Source organism: Achromobacter sp. 1011811831 (assembly GCF_059760905.1).
In genome coordinates this window covers 1-22,513 of the sequence record NZ_JCBANG010000095.1, presented here as the reverse complement: position 1 = coordinate 22,513, position 22,513 = coordinate 1, and the positions used below count along the sequence as shown (strand labels likewise).

Genomic DNA, 22,513 nt, shown 5'->3' with positions numbered 1-22,513 from the left:
AAGCTCCATCTCTGTTCTTATCGACGGTCGGGGTATGTTGTGTAGAAGAACCGGCGTGTGGGCGGCGCGGCGGCCGGGGGCCGGTTGGCCCGGCCAGGCAAGTGGCGGCGGGCCACGCCCGCCGCGCGCGACCGTCAGGCGCCGTGCCGCGCCGGCTGCCCCGCATGCTCGATCTGCGGCACCGTCGAGGACTCGCTGACCGCCAGGCAGCAGATGCCGCCCAGGATCAGCACCGTGCCAAGGATCTGCGGCCAGCCGATGGGCTCGCCGAACCATACCGCCGAAATCACCAGCACCGCGACGATCTCCAGGTACGAGGCGGCGAAGGCCGGCCCGATGGGCGCGTGCTTGAGCAGCACCATCCACGTGAAGAACGCGCCCAGGTAGCCGATGAAGGCGCCGTAAATCCAGGGCTGGCCGAACACGCGCAGCAGCCAGGCCGGCGAGAATTCCAGCGGCAGCGCATGCTCGCCCGCCACCTTGAAGCTGATCTGCGCCAAGGTGTCGAACGCCATCAGCGCCAGGAAACCGATCAGATAGAAACGCCGCATTGCCTTACCCCTTCAATCCCACGATGCCCACGCCCAGCGACACCAGCAGGATGCCCAGCACCCGCATGGGCGTGAGCCGCTCGCGGAAGAAAACCCGGCCCAACAGCATGACGACCACGATGCTGATCGATCCCAGCAGCACGCCGTCCGACAGCGGCACCAGGGAGATGAACGCCAGCCACAGGACGAATTCCAGCACGTAGCAGCCGATGCCCAGCCACAGCCAGGGCCGGCGCGCCATCCGGCGCCAGCGTCCCGCGCCTTCGCCCAGCTTCGGATCGACCGCGGCGGCCTTGAAGATCAGCTGGCCCACGCTGTCGAACAGCAGGTTCAGGATCCACAGCGTCACCACCAGCGGTGTCATTGCCTCATTCCACATCGGCGCCGTCCCCTGGCTGCGCGCCCTCTACCAGCTCGGTCACGAAGGCGGCCGCGCGAGCGATGACCACCCGACGCTCGCGGTCGATGGTGATCATGTGATAACTGTCGTCCAGCAATTGCAGCGTGATGGGCGCGTTGGCGGCCCGGCGCTGGATCTCGTAGGCGTTCGACACCGAGGCGATGTCGTCATTGCGCGCGTGCATGACCAGGCAGGGCGCGCGCAGCGCCGGCATGTTGCGCAGCACCGAGCGCGCCAGCTTGTGCATTTCCACCACCGACCACCAGGGGTTGCCCGGCAGGCCCGAGGCGGCGCTGTCGCCGGCGTGCATCTGCGACACCACGCGGGCGCGCAGCGCCTCGTCCTTGATGCCGTAGGGCGGCTGTTCCATGAACACGCTGCGCCGGCCGATGCCCAGCGCGCGCATGACGGGCAGCAGGCAGGCCAGCTTGGTGTAGCGCGGCATGCTCCAGCCGTCGTGGCGGAAGGCCGGCGACAGCGCCAGCACGCCGGTGATGTGCTCGGGACGCTCCTGCGCCAATGCCAGCGCCAGCACGGCGCCCATCGACAGGCCGCCGACCACCACGCGGTCGACGCGGCGCGACAGCAGGTCGGCGCCGCGCCGCACGCTGGCCAGCCAGTCCAGCCAGCTGGTGCCGACCAGATCGTCCAGCGTGCCGCAGTGACCGGCCAGCTTGACGGCGTACACGGTGTAGCCCTGCAGGTGCAGGCCGCGCGCCAGCACCCGCATCTCGTTGGGCGTGCCGGTCAGGCCGTGGATCAGCAGGATGCCGGTGCGCGCGCGCTCGCCCTGCCCTTCGAGCAGGTATTCATCGGCCAGCATTTCCAGCGGCTCGGCGCGTTCGCGCGCTTCGCCCCGGATGTATCCCGCGCCGGGCGGCGCCAGGACGGTGGCGGCCTTGTTCATGCCGTGGACTCCTCGTTCTGGCCGGACAGGATCGCGGGCAGGCGCGACAGCGCCTCGTCGAAGTCGACGAAGGCGGAGTGCACGATGCCGTTGGCGCGGCAGTAATCCAGCAGCTTGGCCTTGGCCAGCACGTGCTCGGCCTTGCCCGAGACGCAGAAGTCCGAGCTGCCGTCGCCCACGTACAGCACGCGCTTGCCCGCGGCGCGCTGGCCGGCGAGCTGGCCGCACTTGCAATTGGCGCTGGCGCAGTCCGGCCGCGACCAGGGCGTTTCCAGCTTCCAGCGGCGCGGCCCGGCCGGCAGCAGCCGGTTGGCCACGATGGGCAGGTCGCCCATGCCCTCGCGCGCCAGGATGACCTGGATGGCGTAGTCCAGCCCGTCGCTGACCACCTGCACGCCGATGCCGAGCTGGCGGGCCTGATCGACGAAGCGCACGAAGCCCGGGTCGACATGGACCTGCTCCAGCGCCTCGCGCAGCTCGGCCACGCTCATGTCCAGCAACGCCACCTGGCCGCTCATGCACTCGCGCGAACCGATCTCGCCGCGCTCCCAGGCCTCTTCCAGGTCTTCCCAGCCCGGCATGCCGTGACGTTGCAGCAGCGTGTCGGTCACGTCCTGCAGGCTGATGGTGCCGTCGAAATCGCACTGAATCGTCCATTCCGGGGCGGTCGCCTTGCCACCGTTCCAGCGCACTTGCAGCTCGAAGTTGTCATTCATGGAAAGTCACTCTCACGTTTTGGCCGACGATCGCCTCTGCCGGGCCGTCGAATTCCAGGATGCACTCGACCACGCGCACCGGACCGCGCTGGGCGTCATCCTGCAGGCGGCCGTTGCCGTAGATGGGGCTGATGCGCACCAGCTTGGCCGAGGGCAAGGCGGGCGCGCCCGCCGCCGAGTCCATGTCGGACGCCACCGTGGCGCGCATGCCCACGCGCACCGAGGCGACGTAGGCGGAATTGAGTTCGGCGCGCACGATCAGCGGGCGCGCGGGCAACAGCGTCAGGGCCGGGGCGCCCGCTTCCAGGCGTCCGCCCTGCCGGGCCGTCACGCCCACGATCACGCCGTCCTCCGGCGCGCGCAGCTCGAGCTGCTGCAACGCGACCTTGGCCTGTTCCAGGCGCTGCTGCGCGACCGCCGCCTCGGCCGTGGCCACCGCCACGTCGGACTGGGCGTCGCGCAGGCGCTGCTGCGCGTCGTCGGCCTGCTGGTGCTGCGCGGCTCCGGCGCGCGCCGCCTGCGCATAGCGCGCGGCGGCCTGCTTCAGCTCGGGCAGGCGGCTCTCGGCGGCCTGCTGCCGCGCGCGGGCCAGCTTCAGCTCGGACGTGGCGACCGCGACGGCGGCCGAGGAGACCTGGCTGGCCTGCGCCAGCAGCAGCTGACCGCGCTGCACGCTGTCGCCCTCGCGCACCTTCAGGCTGGCCACCGTGCCGGCCAGCGCCGGCGCCAGCGCCACCAGCCCGCCGTCGACTTCGATCTTGCCCCGGGCGACGGCCGCCGCGCGCTGGCCGTCCCGCGCCGGCTGCCGGTCCGCCGTTTCCTTGGGATCGCTGCGCTCGGAACACGCGCTCAGCGCCAGGACCGCCACGATGAGGAGCGCGCGCCAACGCGCGCCCGACGAATGCTTCATGCTTTTGCTCCTAGTGAATCTGCGGCAATGCGCCGGTCGCTGCGTATGGCCCCGTCCTCCATGCCGACGACGCGGTCGGCATGCCGGACCAGGCGCGGATCATGGCTCACGCACAGGACCGTGGCCCCGTGGTTGCGGGCGAAGCGGTGCAGGATGTCCACGACCCGTTGGCCGTTCTCCGCGTCCAGCGCGCTGGTGGGTTCGTCCGCGAACAGCAGTTCGGGCTCCTTGGCGATGGCGCGGGCGATCGCGACCCGCTGCTTCTCGCCGCCGGACAGCTGCGCCGGACGCATGTGCGCCCGATGCGACAGGCCGACCTCTTCCAGCGCGCGGCTCGCCAGCCGGGCGCTTTCCTGGTCGCGCATGCCCAGGTAGCCCAGCGGCAGCTGGACCTGTTCCAGCGCGGTGAGCGCCGGGAACAGGTTGAAGCCCTGGAACACGAAGCCCGTGTGGTGCAGCCGGAAGCGCTCGAGGTCGCGGCGGCTCATGTCGCCCAGGTCCTGTCCCAGCGCATGGGCCTTGCCGTCGTCCGGGCTCTGCAGGCCGGACAGCAGCGACAACAGCGTGCTCTTGCCACAGCCGGACGGACCGGAAATCAGCGTCAGCTCGCCCGGATACACGGCCAGCGACAGGCCTTGCAGCACCTGCACCTTCACCACGCCGGACAGGAAGGCCTTGCCCAGCCTGAAGGCTTGCAGGCTGGGCTCGACCGTGGCCTGGACTTCCGGGGACATCGAAAAATCACGTTTCATGACCGTCTCCATCAGCGCAGCAGCAGGGCCGGATCGGTGCGGATCAGGCCGCGCACCGCCATCACGCTGGACATCAGCGCCATCAGGGCCACCAGCGCCGCGCAGCCCAGGGCCGCCGTCAGCGTCATGGCCACCGGCACGTGATAGAACACCGCCACCGCCAGCAGCAGCGCGCTGGCCACGGCCGCCAGCACCATGCCCAGGCCGCCCACCAGGCAGGCCTGCTCGATCACGACGCGGGCCAGCGCGCCTCGGCTGGCGCCGAGCGCGTTGAGCGTGGCGTACTCGCGCGCCGACGCCGCCACCACGGCCGCGAAGGACTGGTTGGTGATCACCGCGCCGACCAGGCAGACGATCAGGGCCATGAACAGCACGGCCATGCCCGCGCCCGTATCCAGCAGCCAGTACTGCTGCGAGCGCTGGGCGAATTCCTGGGCCGTCCAGACCTGCAGCGGACCGAAGCTGGCTTCGCTTTGCGCCAGCCGCGCCTGCACCGCCGGCGCCCGCGAAGGATCGGCCAGTCGCGCCACGTAATAGGTGCTGCCCCGGCCGGCCTGCGGCCCGCCAATGACGCGCGCCGAATCCAGCGAGGCCAGCACGTTCACGCCGCCCAGGCCGCGCAGTCCCGCGATCGCGGCGACCACGCGCACCGGGTGCCCGTTGATCCAGGCCTTGCCGCCTTCCGCCACGCCCAGCGATTCCAGGTCGGCCGAATCGACGATCACCGCCCCCGGCTCGCGCAGGCGCTTGCGCAGGTCCGGCGACAGCAGCTTCGAGAACAGCATGGCGTCGGGGCCGACGGCAATGCCGGACAGGTAGATCGACACGCTGCCGGCGTCGACGCTCTCGGGCGTCCAGTCGCCATCGACCCACTGGTAGGGCTCGACCGCCACCACCTCGGGATCCATGCGCAGCCGCATCTCGGCGTCGGCGCTGACCGCGCGGCCGAAATTGACGCTCTGCGTGCCGGGATAGCCGGCCCAGAGATCGGCCGACGAGGCGTTCACGTACAGCGCCGAGGCGCCGAAGATGCCCAGCACCAGCGCCGCCTGCACCACCAGCATCAGGCCGGAGAAGCCGACCGCCAGCACCACGGGCACGAAGCGCCGCCATTCGTAGACCAGGGTCTTGCGCGCCAGGGCGATCATGGACGCACCTGCTGCGGTTGTTGCGGTTGTTGCGGTTGCTGCGGGTGTTGTTCCTGTTGTTCCGGCTGCGGCGCCAGCGGCGCGCCGCCCAGCGCCTTGTACAGCGCGACGAAGGCCAGGGTCCGCGCGCCGCGCGCCAGCGTCACGTCGGACTGCGCCTCGAGCAGCGCGCGCCGGCCCTCCAGCCCGTCGAAGGGGCTGGACAGGCCGAGCGACGCCAGCTTGCGCTGCGAGCCGGCGCGCCGGTCCAGCACCCGCCGCGCCTCGTCCAGCGCGGCGATGCGCTCGCGTTCGCGAGCCAGCGCGGACAGCGATTCCTCGACTTCCGACACGCCGGACAGCACCGCCTTGCGGTAGCCGGCCAGCGCCGCGGCGATGCCCTGCTCGCCGGCCTTGACCTGCGCCTGGCGGGCGCCCCAGTCCCAGAGCGGAATATCGATCGTGGGACCGCCGGCCGGAACGAAGTTGTTGTTCGAGCGGTGGTTCTGCGTCATGTTGTAGGCGTACAGCATCGAACCGCCCAGGCTCAGGCGCGGATACAGCGCCGAGCGCGCCATGCCCAGCCTTGCGGCGGCCCGAAGCACTTCGGCTTCGGCCTCGCGGATGTCCGGACGGGTGCGCAGCAGATCGGCCGGCACTTCTCCCAGGGCGAAGCCGGGCAGGCCCTGCGACGGCGCCACCGCGCTCCAGCCGGGATCCGGCGCGTCGCGGCCCAGCAGCAGCGCCAGCGCGCGCGCCGACCGGTCGGCCGCCAGGCGCATCGACGCCAGCGCGGCCAGGGTGCGCTGCCGGCGCACGCTGGCCGTGTCGGCGTCCTGCGGCGTGCCCAGGCGGGTATTCAGCCGCACCTGCGCCAGCCGCTCGGCCTCGCGGTCCAGCTCGGCCATCTGCGTCAGCAGCGCGATCTGGCCGTTGGCCACGCCCAGGTCGAGGTAGTTGCGCACCACGGCCGCGACCACCGACACGCGCAGGCCCTGCTCGCGGGCGGCGGCCAGGTCGGCGTCCGCGCCTGCCTGCAGCTTGCTGCTCTCGGCCGCGCCGAACAGGCCCAGCTCCCAGACCATGTCGATACTGGCGTGGAAATAGGAGTCCTTGGCCTGGGCGTCCTGCACCGGGCGGGCGCCGGCCGTGAAACCCGGCAGGTAGCGCGAGCGCCAGCGGCCGGCGACTTCGCGCTCGCCCTGCAGCAGGCGCGCGGATTGTTCCAGGTCCAGGTTGCGCCGCAGCGCCTCCTCGACCAGCGCGTTCAGCCGGGGATCGTCCAGCGCCGTCCACCAGGACCGCAAATCGACCGCGCGCGCACCCTCGCCGGCCGCCTGGGACCAGGCGCCGGGCACCTGCGCCGGCAGCTCCGGCACGGGCACCGACATGCAGCCCGACAGGAGCGCGCTTGCCAGCAGCGCGGCGCAGCGGAGTTTGAACGATTCAGGACAGCGATGCATGGGTATCTATGGCGTATCGGACGGCGGCAGCCGTCACGGTTGGCTGGATAACATTGCCAGCATGCCCCCGCGACGTTGCGGGGCCATGCAGGGTTTATGGAGAATTGATGGACGCGGCCGGGCGCATCACGCGAGGGACGCCTGCCGGCGCCCCGCGGACGCATTCGCGTCCCGGCTCATCACGGGAAAGCAGACCTGGATGCGCATGCCGCCGCGCACCGAGCAATCCGCCAGCACCGATCCGCCCTGCTGGTCCACCAGCGCGTGCACGATCGACAGTCCCAGGCCCGAACCGCCATGCATGGCGCTGGGCTGGTGGGGAAAGCGTTCGAACGGGCGGTCGCGCATGGACGCCGGCAAACCCGGCCCCGCGTCGCTCACCGCCAGCACGGCCTGTCCGGCATGGATGCGCACTTCCACGCCGATCCAGCGCCCGCTGGCCGCGTGGCGCAAGGCGTTTTCCACGAGGTTGGCGAAGATCTGGCGCAGCCGGTCCGGGTCGGCCATGATCAGCTTGCCCTGCGCGGCGGCTGGCAGCTGCGTGTCCACCTCGAAGCCCTTCTCGGCCAGCCTGGCCTCGAAGCCGGCCAGCGCGTCGCCGACCAGCGCCACCAGATCCACGGGCCGGGTCTGCAGCGACAGCCGGCCGACCGAGGCCAGCGACAGCGTGTGCACGTCCGCGACCAGGCGCCCCAGGTGCAGGGACTGGTCCAGCAGGCCGCGCATTTCGTCGTCGCTGACCGGGATGACGCCGTCGCAGATCGCGTGCAGGCGGGCGCTGAGCACCGCGATGGGCGTGCGCAGCTCGTGCGAGATGGAGGCCAGCGTCACGCGTTGTTCCCGGTCCAGGGTTTCGAGCGAATCGATCATGTGATTGAAATCCCGCACCATTTCGGCCATTTCGCCGCGTGCCTTGCCCACATGGGCCCTTACCGTGAAATCCCCCAGCGCCACCCTTGTGGCCGCCGCGGCCATCGAATCCAGCGGCAGGGTGATCACCTTCGAAATGAAGAATCCGGACGCCAGGCCCAGCGGCAGGCCGAGCAGCACGGTGAACAGCAGCGCGAGCTTTTCGCCGCGCATGGGATCCACCACCCAATACTCGGCATAGATCTGCATCGCGCGCGGCCCGTCCTCCAGGCCGCGCTCCGAGAGATCTTCCAGCTCGGCCCGCACTTCCACCGGCAGCGACTTCTCGAACGCGCGATGCTCGTAGTTCCAGAACAGGACCAGGCTGCCGGCGAGCACGGCCAGCAGCAGGGTCATGGTGACCGAGACCGCCAGTCCGAAGCGGATCCAGATGCGATCTAGTTTTCGCGCCATAGGCGGTATCCGACGCCGCGCACGGCCTCGATCATGTCGGCCTGCCCGACCGCGTGCAGCTTGCGCCGCAGCTTGGAGATGTGCGAATCGATGACCCGCTCCAGCGCGTCGCTTTCCGGCAGGCAGTGCTCGATCAGGAATCCGCGCGAAAAGCAGCGCCGAGGCTGGGATGCCAGGCAGGCCAGCAGGCGGAACTCGGTCAGCGTCAATTGCAGCGGCACGGAGCGCCCGCCGCCCACATGCGCGACCGCGACGTGGTCCTGCTCGTCGATCTCGATGCCGCCGACGCGGATGGGCGCGGCGTTCGCATGCGCCCCCGCGCGCCGCAGCACGGCCCGCAGGCGCGCCACGACCTCGGCGGGATTGAAGGGCTTGACGACATAGTCGTCCGCGCCCAGGCGCAGCCCCAGCAGCTTGTCGACGTCATCGGCCAGCGCCGTGACGATGATGACGGGGGTCTGGCCTTCGTCGCGGATGGCGCGCAATACGTCCAGCCCGTCCATGCCCGGCAGGTTCACGTCCAGCAGGACCGCGTCGGGACGCAGCTCGCGGAACAGCCGCATGGCCTCGACGCCGTCCATGGCGGTGCAGGTGCGAAAGCCGTCGCGGCGGAGATAGGCCTCCAGGACGCCGACGATTCCCGGCTCGTCCTCTGCCACGAGGACAAGCCGCTCCGTGAAGGTGTTCAGGGATGGATTGGGGAAAGACATGGTTTTGCTGCAGGCGTTTGGCATCGGCGGCGTGTCGGCCGGCGGCAAGCTGGCCGGAACTGCGCCGCCCTGCTTGCCCGCCCAGGTCGAACTTTCGACCAGACCGGTTACGGATGCCAGGGTGCTGTCACGTTTCATTCAGGAATCGACAAGGAATCTTTGTGATTTTGTAAAGTTCTATCCATCTTCCCGCCCCCCCATAGGCGCCGGGCCAATCCCGGCCATCTGCCATTCTGTTCGGGCCGGGCCGCGCAGGCCGGGCCTCGCAGGCCGGGCCGCGCAGGACAAAGCCGCGCCTGCCTGACGGCCTCGCGGCGTCGGCTTCGCGGCAACTTCAGTTCCCAGGCGTAAATCCGCTCCCCGGACACAAAATGGTAATAATTCTTATTCTATAGCGAGCCTTCCCCTCAGGCTCTCCTGCAGCAGGTGAGGATATCGCGAACACCTTTCAAATTGCATCCTCGATCGACGGAATGTAGGTCGAAAACCACGTTCGGTCCGACGGCTTGACGCAGCGCATACTGAAATAGTTTCTCCACACGTGGCGATCGCACCCCTGGCAGGGGCGCGATCGCCTGCGGCGCACGAGACCGGCCGGCTAGCCGCCTGCGCCTAGCCCTTTTTTCTTCGCCAACAGCCTGGCCTGTTTCCAGAAGGCCGCCGCCGCCGGGGACAGCCGGCTCTCGTTCAGGCAGGCCAGGCCGACCCGCCTGGAGGTCGCCGGCCGTATCGGCTTGTAGGCCACGCCCGCATATTGCTCCGGCAGCGCCAGCGAGGCCACCACCGACACGCCCTCTCCCCGGGCCACGAAATCGAGGATGGACAGCATCTGGGACAGCTCGTGCCTGACCGTGGGCGCGACCTCGGCGCGGGAGAACATCCTGGCCACCAGCCCCTGCGAGCCGGCGTGCGTCAGGATGAACGGATGACGCGCCAGCTGGTGGGCGTCCACCGTATCCACCCCGGCCAGCTCATGGCCGACGGGCACCACCGCCACCAGCTCGTCCAGCGCGATCGCCACCGTGTCGAACTCGGGCTTGGGCAGCGTCACCACGCCGATCTCCAGGCGCCGCTCGATCAGGTCCTGCTCGATCTCGGCGTCGGCCTTCTCGAACACCCGCAGGTCGATGCCCGGATACAGCCGCCTGAACTGCCCCAGCAGCGGCGGCAAGAGGCGCAGCGACGAACTCAGGCCGAACGAGCCGATCTTCAGCACGCCGCTCTTCAGGCCCACGCTGGCGCTGGCGGTGGCCTGGATCAGGTGCAGCGCGGCGAACAGGTCGCGCACATGGGGCAGGACCTGCTGCCCCGCGTGCGTCAGCTCCACGCGCGGCGCGTTGCGGTCGATGAGCTGCACGCCCAGCGTGGTTTCCAGCGCGCGCAGGGCATGGCTGGTGGCCGAAGGCGTCATGCCGATCTTCGCGCCGGCGCTGGCGATGCCGTCCGCGCTGGCCAGCGCGAGCAGCAATTCCAGCTGCCGCAGGGTCGGGGAATCGGGTCCCAGGGGCATATTCATATTGAATTCAAATTCAATTGAGATTGAACAGTGTGAATCCTAGACTAATTCAACCCATCCAGGAACGCTCACATGCTCTCTCCCGTCATCTCCGCCCTGCGCCCGTCCCCGATCCAGGTGATGGCCGAAAAAACCCGGCAGGCCATCCAGCAAGGCCGGCAGGTCGTCGACATGACGCTGGGCGAGCCGGATTTCCCGACCCCGGCCCACATCGGCGCGGCGGCCATGCGCGCCATCCAGGATGGCGCCACGCGCTACACGCCGATCAACGGCACGCCGCGCCTGCGCGAGGCGATCGTTGCCAAGTTCAAGCGCGAGAACGGCATCGACTGCGCGCCGGCCGACATCAGCGTGGCCGCCGGCGGCAAGCAGGTGATCTACCAGGCCTTCCTGGCCACGCTCAGCCCCGGCGACGAAGTGCTGATTCCCGCGCCGTACTGGGCATCCTATGGCGACATCGTCGCGATGAACGGCGGCGTGCTGCGGCCGATCATGACCTCGCCCGACCAGGGCTATGCGCTCGCCCCGGAAGACCTGGCCGCCGCCATCACGGACCGGACCAAATGGCTGGTGCTCAATTCGCCCAGCAACCCGAGCGGCACCGCCTATAGCCGCGAGCAGCTGCGGGCCTGCGCGGACGTGATCCGCGCCAGCCGCAACCAGCGCTTCCTGGTGCTGGTGGACGACATCTACGAACACATTCTTTACGACGGGCGCGAGCGCTGCACGCTGGCCCAGGTCGCGCCCGACCTGGCGGACCGCATCCTGACCGTGAACGGCGTGTCCAAGGCCTATTCCATGACGGGCTGGCGGCTCGGCTACGCCTGCGGCCCCCGGCCGCTGATCGAGGCCATGACCAAGGTGCAGATGCAGATCAATTCGCACGCCTCGTCGATCACCCAGGCCGCGGCCGTGGCCGCGCTGGAAGGCCCGCAGGACGAAGTCGCGCGTCGCCGCGCCGTGTTCCAGCAGCGGCGCGACAAGCTGCTTGAAGCCTTCGCCGGCATCCCCGGCCTGCGCACGCCCAGGCCCGAGGGCGCGTTCTATCTGTTCCCCGACGCGCGCGCCTGCATCGGCAAGTCCACGCCCGCCGGAGAGCGCATCGCCGACGACGTGGCGCTGGCGTCCTACCTGCTCGACAGCGGCGTCGCGCTGGTGCCCGGCTCGGGCTTCGGCATGCCGGGATTCCTGCGCCTGTCCTACGCCACGTCGGACGACCAACTGGAGATCGCCGCCCGGCGGCTGGCGCAGGCCCTGAACGGCCTGGGCTGAACCGCCCCGCTTTCCGTCACACGGCGGCGCGCCCGCACCCGCGCCGCCCCACTCCCAGCCCGGCGGCCACCGCCGCCCCGCATCAACCGTCATCGATTGCAAGGTCATCATGTCTACCGTCTCCCAAATCATCGGCCAGCGCCTGCACGCGGCGGGCTGCCGCCACGCCTTCGGCATTCCCGGCGGCGAAGTCCTTTCCGTGATGAAAGGCCTGGATGAAGCCGGCGTGAACTTCACGCTGGTCAAGCACGAGAACTCCGGCGGCTTCATGGCCGAGGGCGCGTTCCATCGCGACGGCGCGCCCGGCGTGCTGGTGGCGACGCTGGGCCCGGGCGTGGCCAACGCCGTCAACGTGGTCGCCAACGCGCTGCAGGACCGCGTGCCGATGCTGTTCATCACCGGCTGCGTGGACGAGGACGAGGCCGCCACCTACACGCACCAGGTGTTCGACCACGCCGCGCTGATGCGGCCGATCACCAAAGCCTCGCTGCGCGTCACGGCCGGCGCTGTCGAGGCCATCATCGACAAGGCGCTGGCCATCGCCACCGACGACCCGCCCGGCCCGGTGCACCTGGACGTGCCGATCAGCGTGGCCGTGCAGGAAGCGCCGCCCGCCCGGGGCACGCGCCGCAGCAAGCCGGCGCCGGCCGCGCCCGCGCCCACCCGCGAGCTGGAAACCGCCCGCGCCTGGCTGGCCCAGGCGCGCCGGCCGGTCGTGATCGCCGGCGTCGAGGCGCTGCACCACCACGCCGAGGCCGAGGTCCGCGCGCTGGTCGAAGAACTACGCATCCCGCTGGTAACTACTTACAAGGCCAAGGGCATCGTCGATGAACGGCACGAGCTGGTGATCGGCGGCATGGGCCTGTCGCCGCAGGCCGACAAGATCGTGCTGCCCGTCATCCGCGACGCCGATCTCATCATCCTGGCCGGCTACGACCCGATCGAAATGCGCGCGGGCTGGCGCAACATCTGGGCGGACGACGCCCGCGTCATCGACATCGCCGCGACCCGCAACACGCACTATATGCACCAGTCCGCGCTGAGCTTCGTCGGCAGCGTCAAGCACAGCCTGCAGGCGCTGACGCAGGGCCAGCGCCCGGCGTCCCAGTGGACCGGCAATGAAGTGTCCGAGATCCGCCAGGCGCTGGCCCGCGTCTATCGCGCGGACGAGGAATGGGGGCCGGCGGCCATCGTGGACGTGGCGCGGGCCGAGCTGCCGGACGACACGCTCGCGTCCGTGGACAGCGGCGCGCACCGCATCCTGCTGTCGCAGGTGTGGAACTGCTACGAGCCGCGTTCGCTGATGCAGTCCTCGGGCCTGTGCACCATGGGCTGCTCGCTGCCGCTGGGCATCGGCGCCAAGCTCGCCGACCCGACGCGGCCGGTGGCGGTGTTCACTGGCGATGCCTGCCTGGAGATGACGCTGGGCGAACTGGCCACCGCGCGCGACGCGGCCACGCCGGTCATCGTCTTCGTGTTCGCCGATGAATCGCTGTCGCTGATCGAAATCAAGCAGCGCGCCAACGGCCATCCCAACCTGGGCGTCGATTTCGCCGGCACGGATTTCGCCGGCATCGCGCGCGCCATGGGCGGCCAGGGCTTCGACGTGCGCAGCCGCGTCGAGCTGGCCACAGCCATCCGCCAGGCGCTGGCCTCGTCCAGCTTCTCGCTGATTTCGTGCCGCCTGCCCAGGAAGGCCTACGACGGCCGCATCTAGAGGAACACAAGAGACAAGCAAGACCCCGGCGCAATCCGAAGCCCCGCAGCACGCATAAACAAGGGGCTCGCGCCACCACGCCCTGGAGGAGGGACAAGCATGAAACGCCGTCATTTCCTGGCCGCCTGCGCCGCCGCGCTGGCCGCCGCCTCGCCCGCGCTGCGGGCGCAAGACCGGATCGTCAAGATCATCGTGCCGTTCGCCCCGGGCGGATCGGCGGACCTGATCCCCCGCATCATCGCGCAGGCGATGTCCGAGCACCTGGGCGAGACGGTCATCGTCGAGAACCGGGCCGGCGCCGGCGGCGCGGTGGGCACGTTGCAAGTGGCCCGCGCCGCGCCGGACGGCCTGACGCTGGGCGTGGCCACGGTCAGCACCCACGCCATCCAGCCGGCGGTCGCGGCCAGGCCGGCCTACGATCCGCTGCAGGGCTTCGCGCCGATCTCGAACCTGGCCAGCGTGCCCAACATCATCTCGGTCAACCCGAAGATCCCCGTCGACAGCATCGCGGCGCTGACGCAGCTGGCCAGGAACGGCGGCCGCGAGCTGACCTACGGTTCGCCCGGCGTGGGCTCGCTCGGCCACATGATGGGCGAGCTGCTGGCGCAGGCCACCGGCGCTCCGCTGCGGCACGTGCCCTACCGGGGCGCGGGGCCGGCCCTGCAGGACACCATCGCCGGGCACGTCGACATGCTGTGCGACAACCTGCCCGCGTCCATGCCGCACGTGCAGGAAGGCCGGCTGCGGGCGCTGGCCATCGCCTGGCCCTCGCGCAACCCGCAGCTGCCGGCCGTGCCCACCTTCGCCGAAGTCGGCATCCCCAGGCTGAACGACCCCGCCTGGTTCGGCCTGGTCGCGCCGGCCGGCACGCCCCCCGAGCGGGTCGCGCGCCTGCAGGCCGCCGCCGCGTCCGCGCTGCGCCGCGCCGACATCGCCGCCCGGCTGGCCGAACTGGGCGCGGTGGCCCAGGGCAGCACCGCGGCCGATTTCGCCGGCCAGATCCGCGCGGAGCTGGAGAAGTGGCGGCAGGTGGCCCGCGCGGCCCACATCTCGCTGGAGGCCTGACCGTGATGCCCATGCTCGACGCCTCCACCGATTGCTCGGCCGCCGCGCTGTCCTGGCTGGCAACGCTGATCGCCTTCCCGACGATATCCGGCAGCAGCTCGAACCTGGACCTGCTGCGCCTGGCGGAGCAGGCGCTGCGCGCGCGCGGCTTCGCGGTCCGCTACACCTACAGCCCGGACGGCAAGCGCGCCAACCTGTACGCCAGCCATGGCGGCGCCACCGGCGGCATCCTGCTGTCCGGCCACACGGACGTGGTGCCGGTGGCGGGACAGGACTGGTCGCGGCCGTCCTTCACGCTGACCGAGGACGGCGAGCGCCTGTACGGGCGCGGCGCCTGCGACATGAAGGGCTTCCTGGCCTGCGTGCTGGCGGTGCTGCAACGCATCGACCTGGCCGCGCTGCGCCAGCCGGTCCACGTCGCGTTCACCTACGACGAGGAAATCGGCTGCGTGGGCGTGCGCGGGCTGATCAAGGACCTGGCCGAAGCCGGCATCCGCCCGGCGGCCTGCATCGTCGGCGAGCCCACCCGCATGGCCGTCATCCGCGCGCACAAGGGGCGCCAGGCCTGGCGCTGCTGCGTCCAGGGCCGCGCCGCGCATTCCTCGCTCAGCGGCACGGGCGTGAACGCCGCCGAGACGGCCTGCGAGCTGGTGGCGGACATCGCGCGCCAGGCGCGCCAGCTGCAACGCGACGAGGTCGACGAGAACTTCCTCGTGCCCCACTCCACCATGGCCGTGTGCCGCGTGCACGGCGGCACCGCGACCAACGTCATCCCCGAGGCCGCGGAGTTCGACTTCGACCTGCGCTTCCTGCCCTCGACCGATCCCGAGCGCGCGCTGGCGCCCGTGCATGAGCGCGCCGCCGCGCTGCAGGCCGGCATGCGGGACCGGGAACCCGAGGCCCGCATCACACTGGAACGCAGGACCGCCGTGCCGGCGCTGACCGCCCGCCCGGACGAGGACCGCCTGGTGCAGGCGCTGTTCGCCGCCGGCGCGGCCGGCGGCAGCCATGTCGCCTTCACCACCGAGGGCGGCCTGTACCAGGCGGCCGGCATCCCCACCGTCATCTGCGGGCCGGGCGACATCGCCCAGGCGCATACCGCCGACGAATTCGTCCTGCGTTCCCAGCTCGCCGCCTGCGAAAGCGTGCTGGAACGCGCGCTGCTGGCCTAGGATCGGAGATGCGGGCCGCGAACAGGAACACCGGCCCCGGCGCCCGCCGGGCCATGAACACCCGACAAGGAGACTGGCGATGCCGCCGGAAAATGCCTCTGCGCTGAAAGGCGTGCGCGTGCTGGACCTGTCCCGCATCCTCGCGGGCCCCAGCGCCACCCAGTTGCTGGGCGACCTGGGCGCGGACGTGGTCAAGGTCGAGAAACCCGGCGAGGGCGACGACACGCGCAAATGGGGTCCGCCCTACATCCACGACCGCGACGGCCGCGCCACCGACGAAAGCGCGTATTACCTGAGCGCCAACCGCAACAAGCGCTCCATCGCGATCGACATCGCCACGGACGCGGGCCGCGCGCGGCTGGAGCAGCTGCTGCAGCGCGCCGACGTGCTGGTCGAGAACTACAAGGTCGGCGGCCTGGCCAAGTACGGACTGGACTACGCCAGCCTGAAGCAGCGCCATCCCCGGCTGGTCTATTGCTCCATCACCGGCTTCGGCCAGACCGGCCCCTACGCCTCGCGCGCGGGCTACGACTTCCTGATCCAGGGCATGGGCGGCATCATGAGCCTGACCGGCGATCCCGAGGGCGAACCGATGAAGGCGGGCGTGGGCATCGCCGACGTCATGACCGGCATGTACGCCGCCGTCGGCATCCTGGCCGCGCTGCGCCACCGCGATCTCACCGGCCAGGGCCAGCACATCGACATCTCGCTGCTGGACAGCCAGATCGCCTGGCTGGTCAACGCGGGCACCAACTTCCTGGCCTCGGGCGCCGTGCCCAGGCGCCTGGGCAACGGCCATCCCAACATCGTGCCCTACCAGGTCTTCGACGCGGCGGACGGCCCGATGATCCTGGCGGTGGGCAACGACGCGCAGTTCCGCCGCTTCTGCGAAAGCGCGGACATCGCCGCGCTGGCCGACGACGCCCGCTACGCCACCAACGTCGCCCGCATTGCGCACCGCGACGAGCTGTGCCGGCAGATACAGGCGGCGCTGGCGCGGCGCGCGCGCGCCGACTGGCTGGCGCGGCTGGAAGCGGTGGGCGTGCCCTGCGGCCCCGTCAACAACCTGCGGGACGTGTTCGACGATCCCCACGTCCAGGCGCGCGGCGCGCATCTGCGCATGCCCTGCGACTGGGCCGAACACGGCGAGCTGAACCTGCTGGCCAATCCGCTGAAACTTTCCGCCACGCCGGTTTCCTACCGCCAGCCGCCGCCCAGGTTGGACGAGCATGCCGCGCAGGTGCTGGCCGACTGGCTGGGCCACGCATCGGCCACGCCCCCCAACGATCACAAGGAGCAATCATGACCCGACTCTCTCCCGAGCAGCTGTCGCTGCGGCAGCGCGCCCGCGAACTGGCGCAGGACGTATTCAAGCCCACGGCGGCGGCGACCGACCAGTCCGAGCAATATCCCTGGGACAACGTGCACCAGCTGCGCGACCACGGCTTCATGGGCATGACGATCCCGCGCGAGTACGGCGGCCAGGGGCTCGACTACCTGGACACCGTGCTGGTCGTGGAGGAAATGGCCAAGGCCTGCGCCACCATGGGCCGCATCACGGTCGAGGCCAACATGGGCGCGATCGGCGCCATCATGCAGTACGGCACGCCCGAGCAGAAACGGCTCGCGGCGGGCTGCGTGCTGTCCGGCGACAAGCCCGCCATCTGCATCTCCGAGCCGCGGGCCGGCAGCGCCGCCAGCGAGATGGGCACGCGCGCCGAGCGCAAGGGCGACGACTACATCCTGAACGGCGAGAAATACTGGATCACCGGCGGCGGCGTGTCGCGCCTGCACCTGATCTTCGCGCGCGTGTTCGACGGCGGCGTCGACCAGGGCATCGGCGCCTTCATTCATGTGCGCGATCCGGATGGCGACGGCAGGGGCCTGGAGATCGCCAAGCGCTCCTACGCCATGGGCGTGCGCGGCATCCCCGAGACCTACATCAACTTCCGCGACCTGAAGGTGCACAGGTCCATGCTGGTCGCGCCGCCGGAAGGCCTGAAGCGCGGCTTCGCCGGACTGATGCAGGCCTATAACGCGCAGCGCGTCGGCGCCGGCACCGTGGCGCTGGGCATCGCCCAGGGCGCGTTCGAGGAAGCGGTGGATTACGCCAGGCAGCGCCAGCAGTTCGGCCGCCCCATCGCGGAGTTCCAGGGCCTGCAATGGATGATCGCGGACATGGCGATCCAGCTGAACGCCGCGCGCCACATGCTGCACGCGGCGGCGACCAGCGGCACCGCCGAGACCTTCGGCTTTCCGGACCTGTCGATGGCGGCGCAGGCCAAGGTGATCGCGGCGGAAACGGCCAACCGGGTCACGAACGACGCGCTGCAACTGCACGGCTCTTCCGGCTACGGCCGCGACCTGCCGATGGAGCGGCACGTGCGCGACGCGCGCATGTTCACCATCGCCGGCGGCACCGCGCAGATCCTGCGCACGCAGATCGCGTCCGCCGTGCTGGGGATGAAGCTGCCGCAGACGCGGGACGGGTATCTCAAGCAGCGTTGAGGCGGCGCGTGGCGGGCGTGGCCCGGGACACCCGGGCTTTACAAGAATAATAATGATTTGCAATAATCGCCGGTTTCGCCCCAGGCCCTCACGCCCCGCCCCCGCATGCGCCGGACCCGTCCCACCGAACACGGTTGGCTCGCCTACTATCGCGAGCTGCTGGGAACATGGCGGCGCAAGGCGCAAGGCCCGGGCGATGTCGAGGACTCCGCGCACGACGCCATCGCCAATATGCTGGAGGGCGACGTGTCCGCCATCCGCAATCCCCGCGCCTACCTGCACCGCAGCATCCATCACGGGCTGATCAGCCGCCACCACCGGCAGCAGCGCGAGGCCGCCGTGCCGCTGCACGACCTGGCCGAGGACGAGCATCCCGCCCACGAGGATCCCGAGGCCAACGTGCGCACCGCCCAGCTGTCGCGCGCGCTGATGGAGGCGCTGGCCGAGCTGCCGCAGCCCTGCGCGGCCGTGTTCGCCTGGCACCGCCTGGAAGGCCGCAGCGTCGCGGAAATCGCGGCCCAGCTCGGCCTGTCGAACAGCAGTGTGGAAAAATACCTGACGCGCACCATGCGGCACCTGCATGCGCGGCTGCGCCCGTTCTCCCAATGACATGAAGGACCACGCCGACCCGCCGTCCCGCCCGCGCGGAACCGCCGCGATTTCACCCATGTTCCCGGACACGCATCATGGACACCTCTGACGCCCGCCGCCCGCCGGCCGATCCGCTGGACGCGGCGGCCTACTGGTTCGCCCGCGACAGCGGCGGCCTGATGTCGGCCGCCGAGCGGATCGAGTTCGACGCCTGGCGCCGCGCCGATCCCGCGCATGAACGCGCCTACCGCGAAATGCTGGACACCTGGGCGCTGACGCGGGCCGTGCCCGACCACAAGCTGCGCCCGCTGCTGCGGCCGGCGGCGCCGGAGCGCCGTTTCTCGCCGGGCCGCCGCCGGCTGGCCTGGGGCCTGGGCGCCAGCGCCTGCGCCGCCGCTGCCGTGGGCCTAGCCTCGCCCGGCTGGTGGCCCGCTTCGACGCTGCCCGCGCAGCGCTACGCCACCGCGCGCGGCGAGCGGCGCCGCGTCGACCTGGAGGACGGCTCCGTCCTCACCTTGAATACCGGCACGCAGGCCGAGGTGCGCTACACGCGTTCCGAGCGGCGGGTCACCCTGCTCCCCGGCGGCGAGATCATGCTGGAAGTATCGCCGGACGCGTCCCATCCCTTCATCGTCGACACCGAGATCGGCCGCGTGCGCGTGACCGGCACGCGTTTCAACGTCCGCCACGACGGCGGCCAGATGGCGGTCGCGGTGGAATCCGGCTCGGTCGAGGTCATTGCCGGCCCGTGGTGGAACGGACAGCGCGTCAAGCTGCCGGCCGGCTACGGCGTGCGCATGGCCGGCGGCGGCGAGACGGTGCGCATCCAGCCGGTGGATGTGGCCACGCTGACCGCCTGGCGCCAGGGCAAGGCGGTGTTCAACGACACGCCGCTGGCCGAGGTGGCCCGGGAAATCAACCGCTACCGCGCACAAGCCATCCAGGTCGCGCCCGCGCTGGCCCGCGTGCGCATCTCCGGTGTCTTCGACGTGGACGACACCGGCGCCTTCCTCAAGGCCCTGCCGGCCCTGGTGCCGCTGAGGGTCCAGCCCCGCGCCGACGGCGGCGCCGACCTGCTGGCGCGCTGAACTGCTGCGCCGCGCCGTCCGCCCGGCGCCGGCATCGGGGATGGACGCTCAAGCGGGCGCCGGGCATCCACGCTGACGGGCTGGCGGGTTGGCGGGTTGGCTGGTTGGCTGGCTGGTGAAGATACATATTGTTTCCAATTTGATATGAGAATTATTCCGGGTTTTTCGTTCTGCCCGCTCATACCTAATAACGGCGGCAGTTGCCGCCGCCAGCCCCCGCCCTGACGGCCAGCCGGCCCGCATGGCCCAGAACGAACGATCATCGTGACCAGACCCGACGCCCGCCTTTCCGCCCGCGCCCCGCGCCGTGGCGCTCCCCTTCCCGCCGCGCTCAACGCGCTCGCCCTGTCCATGGCCTTGGCATTCGCCGCCGCGCCGCACGCCGTCCAGGCGCAGGGCGCCGCGCCCGTCAAGATCAGCATCGCGGCCCAGCCGCTGGACAAGGCGCTGCTGCAATTCGGCCAGCAGACCCGGCTGCAGGTCTATTTCCTGCCGGAAGCGGTGCGCGACCTGAAGGCGCCCGCCGTCTCGGGCTCGCTGACCGCGCAGCAGGCGCTGGACCGCCTGCTGGCTGGTTCCGGCCTGGCGGCCCGCATCGAAGGCAACACCGCCGTCATCGCGCCCGCGCCCGCCGAAACCGCGACGCTGTCCGCCGTGCCGGTGTATGGCGACGGCCGTAGCGAAGCCGTCGAAGGCCTGGTCGCGCGCCGCAGCCGCACCGGCACCAAGACCGACACGCCGCTCAACGAGATCCCGCAGACCATCAACGTGGTCACCGCGCAGCAGATGGAGATGACCGGCGCGACCGACATCAACCAGGCGCTGCGCTACATTCCGGGCTTCTCCAGCTACGGCTCGGAAAACCGCTCGGACTGGTATTCGGTGCTGCGCGGCTTCACGCCCACGGCCTACGTGGACGGCCTGCAGGTGCCCAAGACCCTGAACCTGGCCAGCTGGCGCGTCGAGCCCTACACCATCGACAGCATCACGGTGCTGCGCGGGCCGACCTCGGTGCTGTACGGCCAGGGCGATCCCGGCGCCATCGTCGACGTGCAGAGCAAGCTGGCCAACGGCGACCGCATCCGCGAGATCGAGGTCCAGGTCGGCAACTACGCGCGCAAGCAGCTGGCGTTCGACATCGGCGACACCGCCAACAGCGACGGCACGCTGTCCTACCGCCTGATCGGCGTGGGCCGCGACGGCAATTCGCAGACCGGCCCCAACAAGGACGGCCGCGTCGCCTTCGCCCCGTCGCTGCGCTGGCAGCCCAGCGCGGCGACGTCGCTGACGCTGTCGGCCACCTACCTGGACGACCGCAGCGACATCGCCAGCAACTTCCTGCCGGCCCAGGGCATGGTGCTGCACAATCCCAACGGCCGCATCTCGCGCGATGTGTACACCGGCGAGCCGGACTTCAACTACTACCGCAAGAAACAGTGGTCGCTGGGCTATGCCTTCGAGCACAAGCCCGACTCGACCTGGACGCTGCGCCAGAACGTGCGCCTGATGCACTCGCAGCTGAACAACCGCTCGGTCTGGGGCGGCGGGCTGGACGCCAGCGATCCGACCATGGCGTCGATCAGCCGCTACGCCGGCATCTTCCAGTTCAACTACAGCCGCTTCGACATCGACAACCAGGCCGAGGCCAAATTCCGCACCGGCGGGCTGCAGCACACGCTGCTGGCCGGCCTGGAATACAACCGCCAGTCCACCACCGACAGCGAAATGCTGGCGCTGGCGCCGTCGCTGAACCTGTACAACCCCGCCTACAGCGGGATCGACCACTCGCTGTTCTACGGCCCCGACGCGTTCCCCCGCACCGACACCTACACCACCATGAACATGGTCGGCCTGTACCTGCAGGACCAGATCAAGTTCGAGCGCTGGGTGCTCACGCTGGGCGGCCGCAAGGATTGGGCCCGCACCAGGCAGACCGACCGCGAGGCCGATACCCGCTCATCGCAGCTGGACCAGGCCTTCAGCGGCCGCGTCGGCCTGACCTATCTGGGCGACTACGGCCTGTCGCCCTACATCAGCTACTCGACCTCGTTCAATCCGGTGGGCAACACGCGCCTGGCCAGCGGCGACTGGGCCGCGCCCACCAAGGGCAAGCAGATCGAGGCCGGCCTGCGCTGGCAGCCCGACGGCGAGAACCTGACGCTGAACGCGGCGGTCTACCAGATCAAGCAGACCAATGTGTTGACGCCCAATCTGGACGACCCCACCGGCACCACCTCGGTGCAGGCCGGCGAGGTGCGCTCGCAAGGCGTCGAGCTGAGCGCGGTGGGCAAGCTGACGCCCGAGCTGTCGATCGTCGGCGCCTATGTGTTCCAGAACGTCAAGAACACCAAGGCCAACGACGAGACCCAGGGCAAGTGGCCGGTGGACATTCCGCGTCCGCGCCAGATGGCCTCGCTGTGGGCCGACTGGACCTGGCGCACGGGCGCGCTGGAAGGCTTCGGCCTGGGCGCGGGCGTGCGCTACCAGAGCTCGGCGGCCGGCGCGTCGGACAACTCGCTGAAGGTGCCCAGCTACACCGTCTATGACGCCGGCCTGCACTACGAGATGCCGAACTGGCGCTTCGCGCTGAACGCCAGCAACCTGTTCGACCGCAAGTACGTGAGCGGCTGCCAGTCCTATTCCGTCTGCATGTACGGCAACGGACGCACCGTCATGGCCACGGCCAAGTACTACTGGTAGGCCGTCGGCGCGGGCGGCTCAGCCC

20 protein-coding genes are annotated in these 22,513 nt (G+C 70.3%); 9 read left to right on the top strand and 11 right to left on the bottom strand.

Translation table 11 applies throughout. The annotated features are described in order from the left end of the window. Nucleotides 1–134: 134 nt before the first annotated feature. From AC6LJ9_RS25910 to AC6LJ9_RS25860, 11 genes are all read right to left on the bottom strand, one after another. On the bottom strand, nucleotides 135–551 hold the full coding sequence (locus AC6LJ9_RS25910) for a DMT family transporter (RefSeq protein WP_212312912.1): 417 nt from the start codon (nucleotides 549–551) through the stop codon (nucleotides 135–137). A 4-nt stretch (nucleotides 552–555) separates the two neighbouring features. Next, nucleotides 556–915 carry an EamA family transporter gene (locus tag AC6LJ9_RS25905; RefSeq protein ID WP_212312910.1) on the bottom strand — a complete coding sequence of 120 codons (360 nt, stop codon included), beginning with the start codon at nucleotides 913–915 and terminating at the stop codon, nucleotides 556–558. Between the two features lie 4 nt (nucleotides 916–919). Then, nucleotides 920–1,858: an alpha/beta hydrolase gene (locus tag AC6LJ9_RS25900; RefSeq protein WP_498149757.1), complete on the bottom strand. Its 939-nt coding sequence runs from the start codon at nucleotides 1,856–1,858 to the stop codon at nucleotides 920–922. Beyond that, nucleotides 1,855–2,574, bottom strand: coding sequence for an MtnX-like HAD-IB family phosphatase (locus AC6LJ9_RS25895; RefSeq protein ID WP_498149756.1), 720 nt, complete (start codon nucleotides 2,572–2,574; stop codon nucleotides 1,855–1,857). The genes AC6LJ9_RS25900 and AC6LJ9_RS25895 overlap by 4 nt, the downstream gene beginning before the upstream one ends. Beyond that, complete coding sequence (locus AC6LJ9_RS25890) at nucleotides 2,567–3,484, bottom strand: HlyD family secretion protein (protein ID WP_498149755.1); 918 nt, start codon at nucleotides 3,482–3,484, stop codon at nucleotides 2,567–2,569. The genes AC6LJ9_RS25895 and AC6LJ9_RS25890 overlap by 8 nt, the downstream gene beginning before the upstream one ends. After that, complete coding sequence (locus AC6LJ9_RS25885; RefSeq protein WP_498149754.1) at nucleotides 3,481–4,236, bottom strand: ABC transporter ATP-binding protein; 756 nt, start codon at nucleotides 4,234–4,236, stop codon at nucleotides 3,481–3,483. Before AC6LJ9_RS25885 ends, AC6LJ9_RS25890 begins: the two co-directional genes overlap by 4 nt. Nucleotides 4,237–4,247: 11 nt before the next feature. Further along, nucleotides 4,248–5,384: an ABC transporter permease gene (locus tag AC6LJ9_RS25880; RefSeq protein ID WP_498149753.1), complete on the bottom strand. Its 1,137-nt coding sequence runs from the start codon at nucleotides 5,382–5,384 to the stop codon at nucleotides 4,248–4,250. Further along, a complete protein-coding gene (locus tag AC6LJ9_RS25875; RefSeq protein ID WP_498149752.1) occupies nucleotides 5,381–6,826 on the bottom strand; it encodes a TolC family protein in 1,446 nt (481 codons plus the stop codon). Before AC6LJ9_RS25875 ends, AC6LJ9_RS25880 begins: the two co-directional genes overlap by 4 nt. A gap of 126 nt (nucleotides 6,827–6,952) precedes the next feature. After that, nucleotides 6,953–8,149: an ATP-binding protein gene (locus AC6LJ9_RS25870; RefSeq protein ID WP_498149751.1), complete on the bottom strand. Its 1,197-nt coding sequence runs from the start codon at nucleotides 8,147–8,149 to the stop codon at nucleotides 6,953–6,955. Next, complete coding sequence (locus AC6LJ9_RS25865) at nucleotides 8,134–8,859, bottom strand: response regulator (RefSeq protein ID WP_249204818.1); 726 nt, start codon at nucleotides 8,857–8,859, stop codon at nucleotides 8,134–8,136. Before AC6LJ9_RS25865 ends, AC6LJ9_RS25870 begins: the two co-directional genes overlap by 16 nt. A gap of 598 nt (nucleotides 8,860–9,457) precedes the next feature. Beyond that, nucleotides 9,458–10,375: a LysR family transcriptional regulator substrate-binding protein gene (locus AC6LJ9_RS25860; protein ID WP_498149750.1), complete on the bottom strand. Its 918-nt coding sequence runs from the start codon at nucleotides 10,373–10,375 to the stop codon at nucleotides 9,458–9,460. 72 nt (nucleotides 10,376–10,447) lie between these two features. Here AC6LJ9_RS25860 and AC6LJ9_RS25855 point away from each other — a divergent pair, with 72 nt between their 5' ends. From AC6LJ9_RS25855 to AC6LJ9_RS25815, 9 genes are all read left to right on the top strand, one after another. Beyond that, nucleotides 10,448–11,647, top strand: a complete 1,200-nt coding sequence (locus AC6LJ9_RS25855) for a pyridoxal phosphate-dependent aminotransferase (protein ID WP_498149749.1) — start codon at nucleotides 10,448–10,450, stop codon at nucleotides 11,645–11,647. A gap of 109 nt (nucleotides 11,648–11,756) precedes the next feature. After that, a complete protein-coding gene (locus tag AC6LJ9_RS25850) occupies nucleotides 11,757–13,364 on the top strand; it encodes a thiamine pyrophosphate-binding protein (RefSeq protein WP_498149748.1) in 1,608 nt (535 codons plus the stop codon). 99 nt (nucleotides 13,365–13,463) lie between these two features. Further along, nucleotides 13,464–14,429, top strand: coding sequence for a Bug family tripartite tricarboxylate transporter substrate binding protein (locus AC6LJ9_RS25845; RefSeq protein ID WP_498149747.1), 966 nt, complete (start codon nucleotides 13,464–13,466; stop codon nucleotides 14,427–14,429). A 5-nt stretch (nucleotides 14,430–14,434) separates the two neighbouring features. Next, complete coding sequence (argE, locus tag AC6LJ9_RS25840; protein WP_498149759.1) at nucleotides 14,435–15,601, top strand: acetylornithine deacetylase; 1,167 nt, start codon at nucleotides 14,435–14,437, stop codon at nucleotides 15,599–15,601. A gap of 79 nt (nucleotides 15,602–15,680) precedes the next feature. Beyond that, complete coding sequence (locus tag AC6LJ9_RS25835; RefSeq protein WP_498149746.1) at nucleotides 15,681–16,907, top strand: CaiB/BaiF CoA transferase family protein; 1,227 nt, start codon at nucleotides 15,681–15,683, stop codon at nucleotides 16,905–16,907. After that, complete coding sequence (gene acdA / locus AC6LJ9_RS25830) at nucleotides 16,904–18,109, top strand: 3-sulfinopropanoyl-CoA desulfinase (protein WP_498149745.1); 1,206 nt, start codon at nucleotides 16,904–16,906, stop codon at nucleotides 18,107–18,109. Before AC6LJ9_RS25835 ends, acdA begins: the two co-directional genes overlap by 4 nt. A gap of 105 nt (nucleotides 18,110–18,214) precedes the next feature. Further along, nucleotides 18,215–18,718 (top strand): RNA polymerase sigma factor, encoded by a 504-nt coding sequence (locus AC6LJ9_RS25825; RefSeq protein WP_498149744.1) that lies wholly within the window; start codon nucleotides 18,215–18,217, stop codon nucleotides 18,716–18,718. Nucleotides 18,719–18,795: 77 nt separating this feature from the next. After that, nucleotides 18,796–19,788, top strand: a complete 993-nt coding sequence (locus tag AC6LJ9_RS25820) for a FecR family protein (protein WP_498149743.1) — start codon at nucleotides 18,796–18,798, stop codon at nucleotides 19,786–19,788. Nucleotides 19,789–20,139: 351 nt separating this feature from the next. Next, nucleotides 20,140–22,488 carry a TonB-dependent siderophore receptor gene (locus tag AC6LJ9_RS25815; RefSeq protein WP_498149758.1) on the top strand — a complete coding sequence of 783 codons (2,349 nt, stop codon included), beginning with the start codon at nucleotides 20,140–20,142 and terminating at the stop codon, nucleotides 22,486–22,488. Nucleotides 22,489–22,513 lie beyond the last annotated feature (25 nt).

Bases quoted from the DNA above. Each gene is read 5' to 3' on its own strand.
- AC6LJ9_RS25910 (WP_212312912.1), bottom strand. From the start codon at position 551: ATGCGGCGTTTCTATCTGATCGGTTTCCTGGCGCTGATGGCGTTCGAC.
- AC6LJ9_RS25905 (WP_212312910.1), bottom strand. From the start codon at position 915: ATGACACCGCTGGTGGTGACGCTGTGGATCCTGAACCTGCTGTTCGAC.
- AC6LJ9_RS25900 (WP_498149757.1), bottom strand. From the start codon at position 1,858: ATGAACAAGGCCGCCACCGTCCTGGCGCCGCCCGGCGCGGGATACATC.
- AC6LJ9_RS25895 (WP_498149756.1), bottom strand. From the start codon at position 2,574: ATGAATGACAACTTCGAGCTGCAAGTGCGCTGGAACGGTGGCAAGGCG.
- AC6LJ9_RS25890 (WP_498149755.1), bottom strand. From the start codon at position 3,484: ATGAAGCATTCGTCGGGCGCGCGTTGGCGCGCGCTCCTCATCGTGGCG.
- AC6LJ9_RS25885 (WP_498149754.1), bottom strand. From the start codon at position 4,236: ATGAAACGTGATTTTTCGATGTCCCCGGAAGTCCAGGCCACGGTCGAG.
- AC6LJ9_RS25880 (WP_498149753.1), bottom strand. From the start codon at position 5,384: ATGATCGCCCTGGCGCGCAAGACCCTGGTCTACGAATGGCGGCGCTTC.
- AC6LJ9_RS25875 (WP_498149752.1), bottom strand. From the start codon at position 6,826: ATGCATCGCTGTCCTGAATCGTTCAAACTCCGCTGCGCCGCGCTGCTG.
- AC6LJ9_RS25870 (WP_498149751.1), bottom strand. From the start codon at position 8,149: ATGGCGCGAAAACTAGATCGCATCTGGATCCGCTTCGGACTGGCGGTC.
- AC6LJ9_RS25865 (WP_249204818.1), bottom strand. From the start codon at position 8,859: ATGTCTTTCCCCAATCCATCCCTGAACACCTTCACGGAGCGGCTTGTC.
- AC6LJ9_RS25860 (WP_498149750.1), bottom strand. From the start codon at position 10,375: ATGAATATGCCCCTGGGACCCGATTCCCCGACCCTGCGGCAGCTGGAA.
- AC6LJ9_RS25855 (WP_498149749.1), top strand. From the start codon at position 10,448: ATGCTCTCTCCCGTCATCTCCGCCCTGCGCCCGTCCCCGATCCAGGTG.
- AC6LJ9_RS25850 (WP_498149748.1), top strand. From the start codon at position 11,757: ATGTCTACCGTCTCCCAAATCATCGGCCAGCGCCTGCACGCGGCGGGC.
- AC6LJ9_RS25845 (WP_498149747.1), top strand. From the start codon at position 13,464: ATGAAACGCCGTCATTTCCTGGCCGCCTGCGCCGCCGCGCTGGCCGCC.
- argE (WP_498149759.1), top strand. From the start codon at position 14,435: ATGCCCATGCTCGACGCCTCCACCGATTGCTCGGCCGCCGCGCTGTCC.
- AC6LJ9_RS25835 (WP_498149746.1), top strand. From the start codon at position 15,681: ATGCCGCCGGAAAATGCCTCTGCGCTGAAAGGCGTGCGCGTGCTGGAC.
- acdA (WP_498149745.1), top strand. From the start codon at position 16,904: ATGACCCGACTCTCTCCCGAGCAGCTGTCGCTGCGGCAGCGCGCCCGC.
- AC6LJ9_RS25825 (WP_498149744.1), top strand. From the start codon at position 18,215: ATGCGCCGGACCCGTCCCACCGAACACGGTTGGCTCGCCTACTATCGC.
- AC6LJ9_RS25820 (WP_498149743.1), top strand. From the start codon at position 18,796: ATGGACACCTCTGACGCCCGCCGCCCGCCGGCCGATCCGCTGGACGCG.
- AC6LJ9_RS25815 (WP_498149758.1), top strand. From the start codon at position 20,140: ATGGCCTTGGCATTCGCCGCCGCGCCGCACGCCGTCCAGGCGCAGGGC.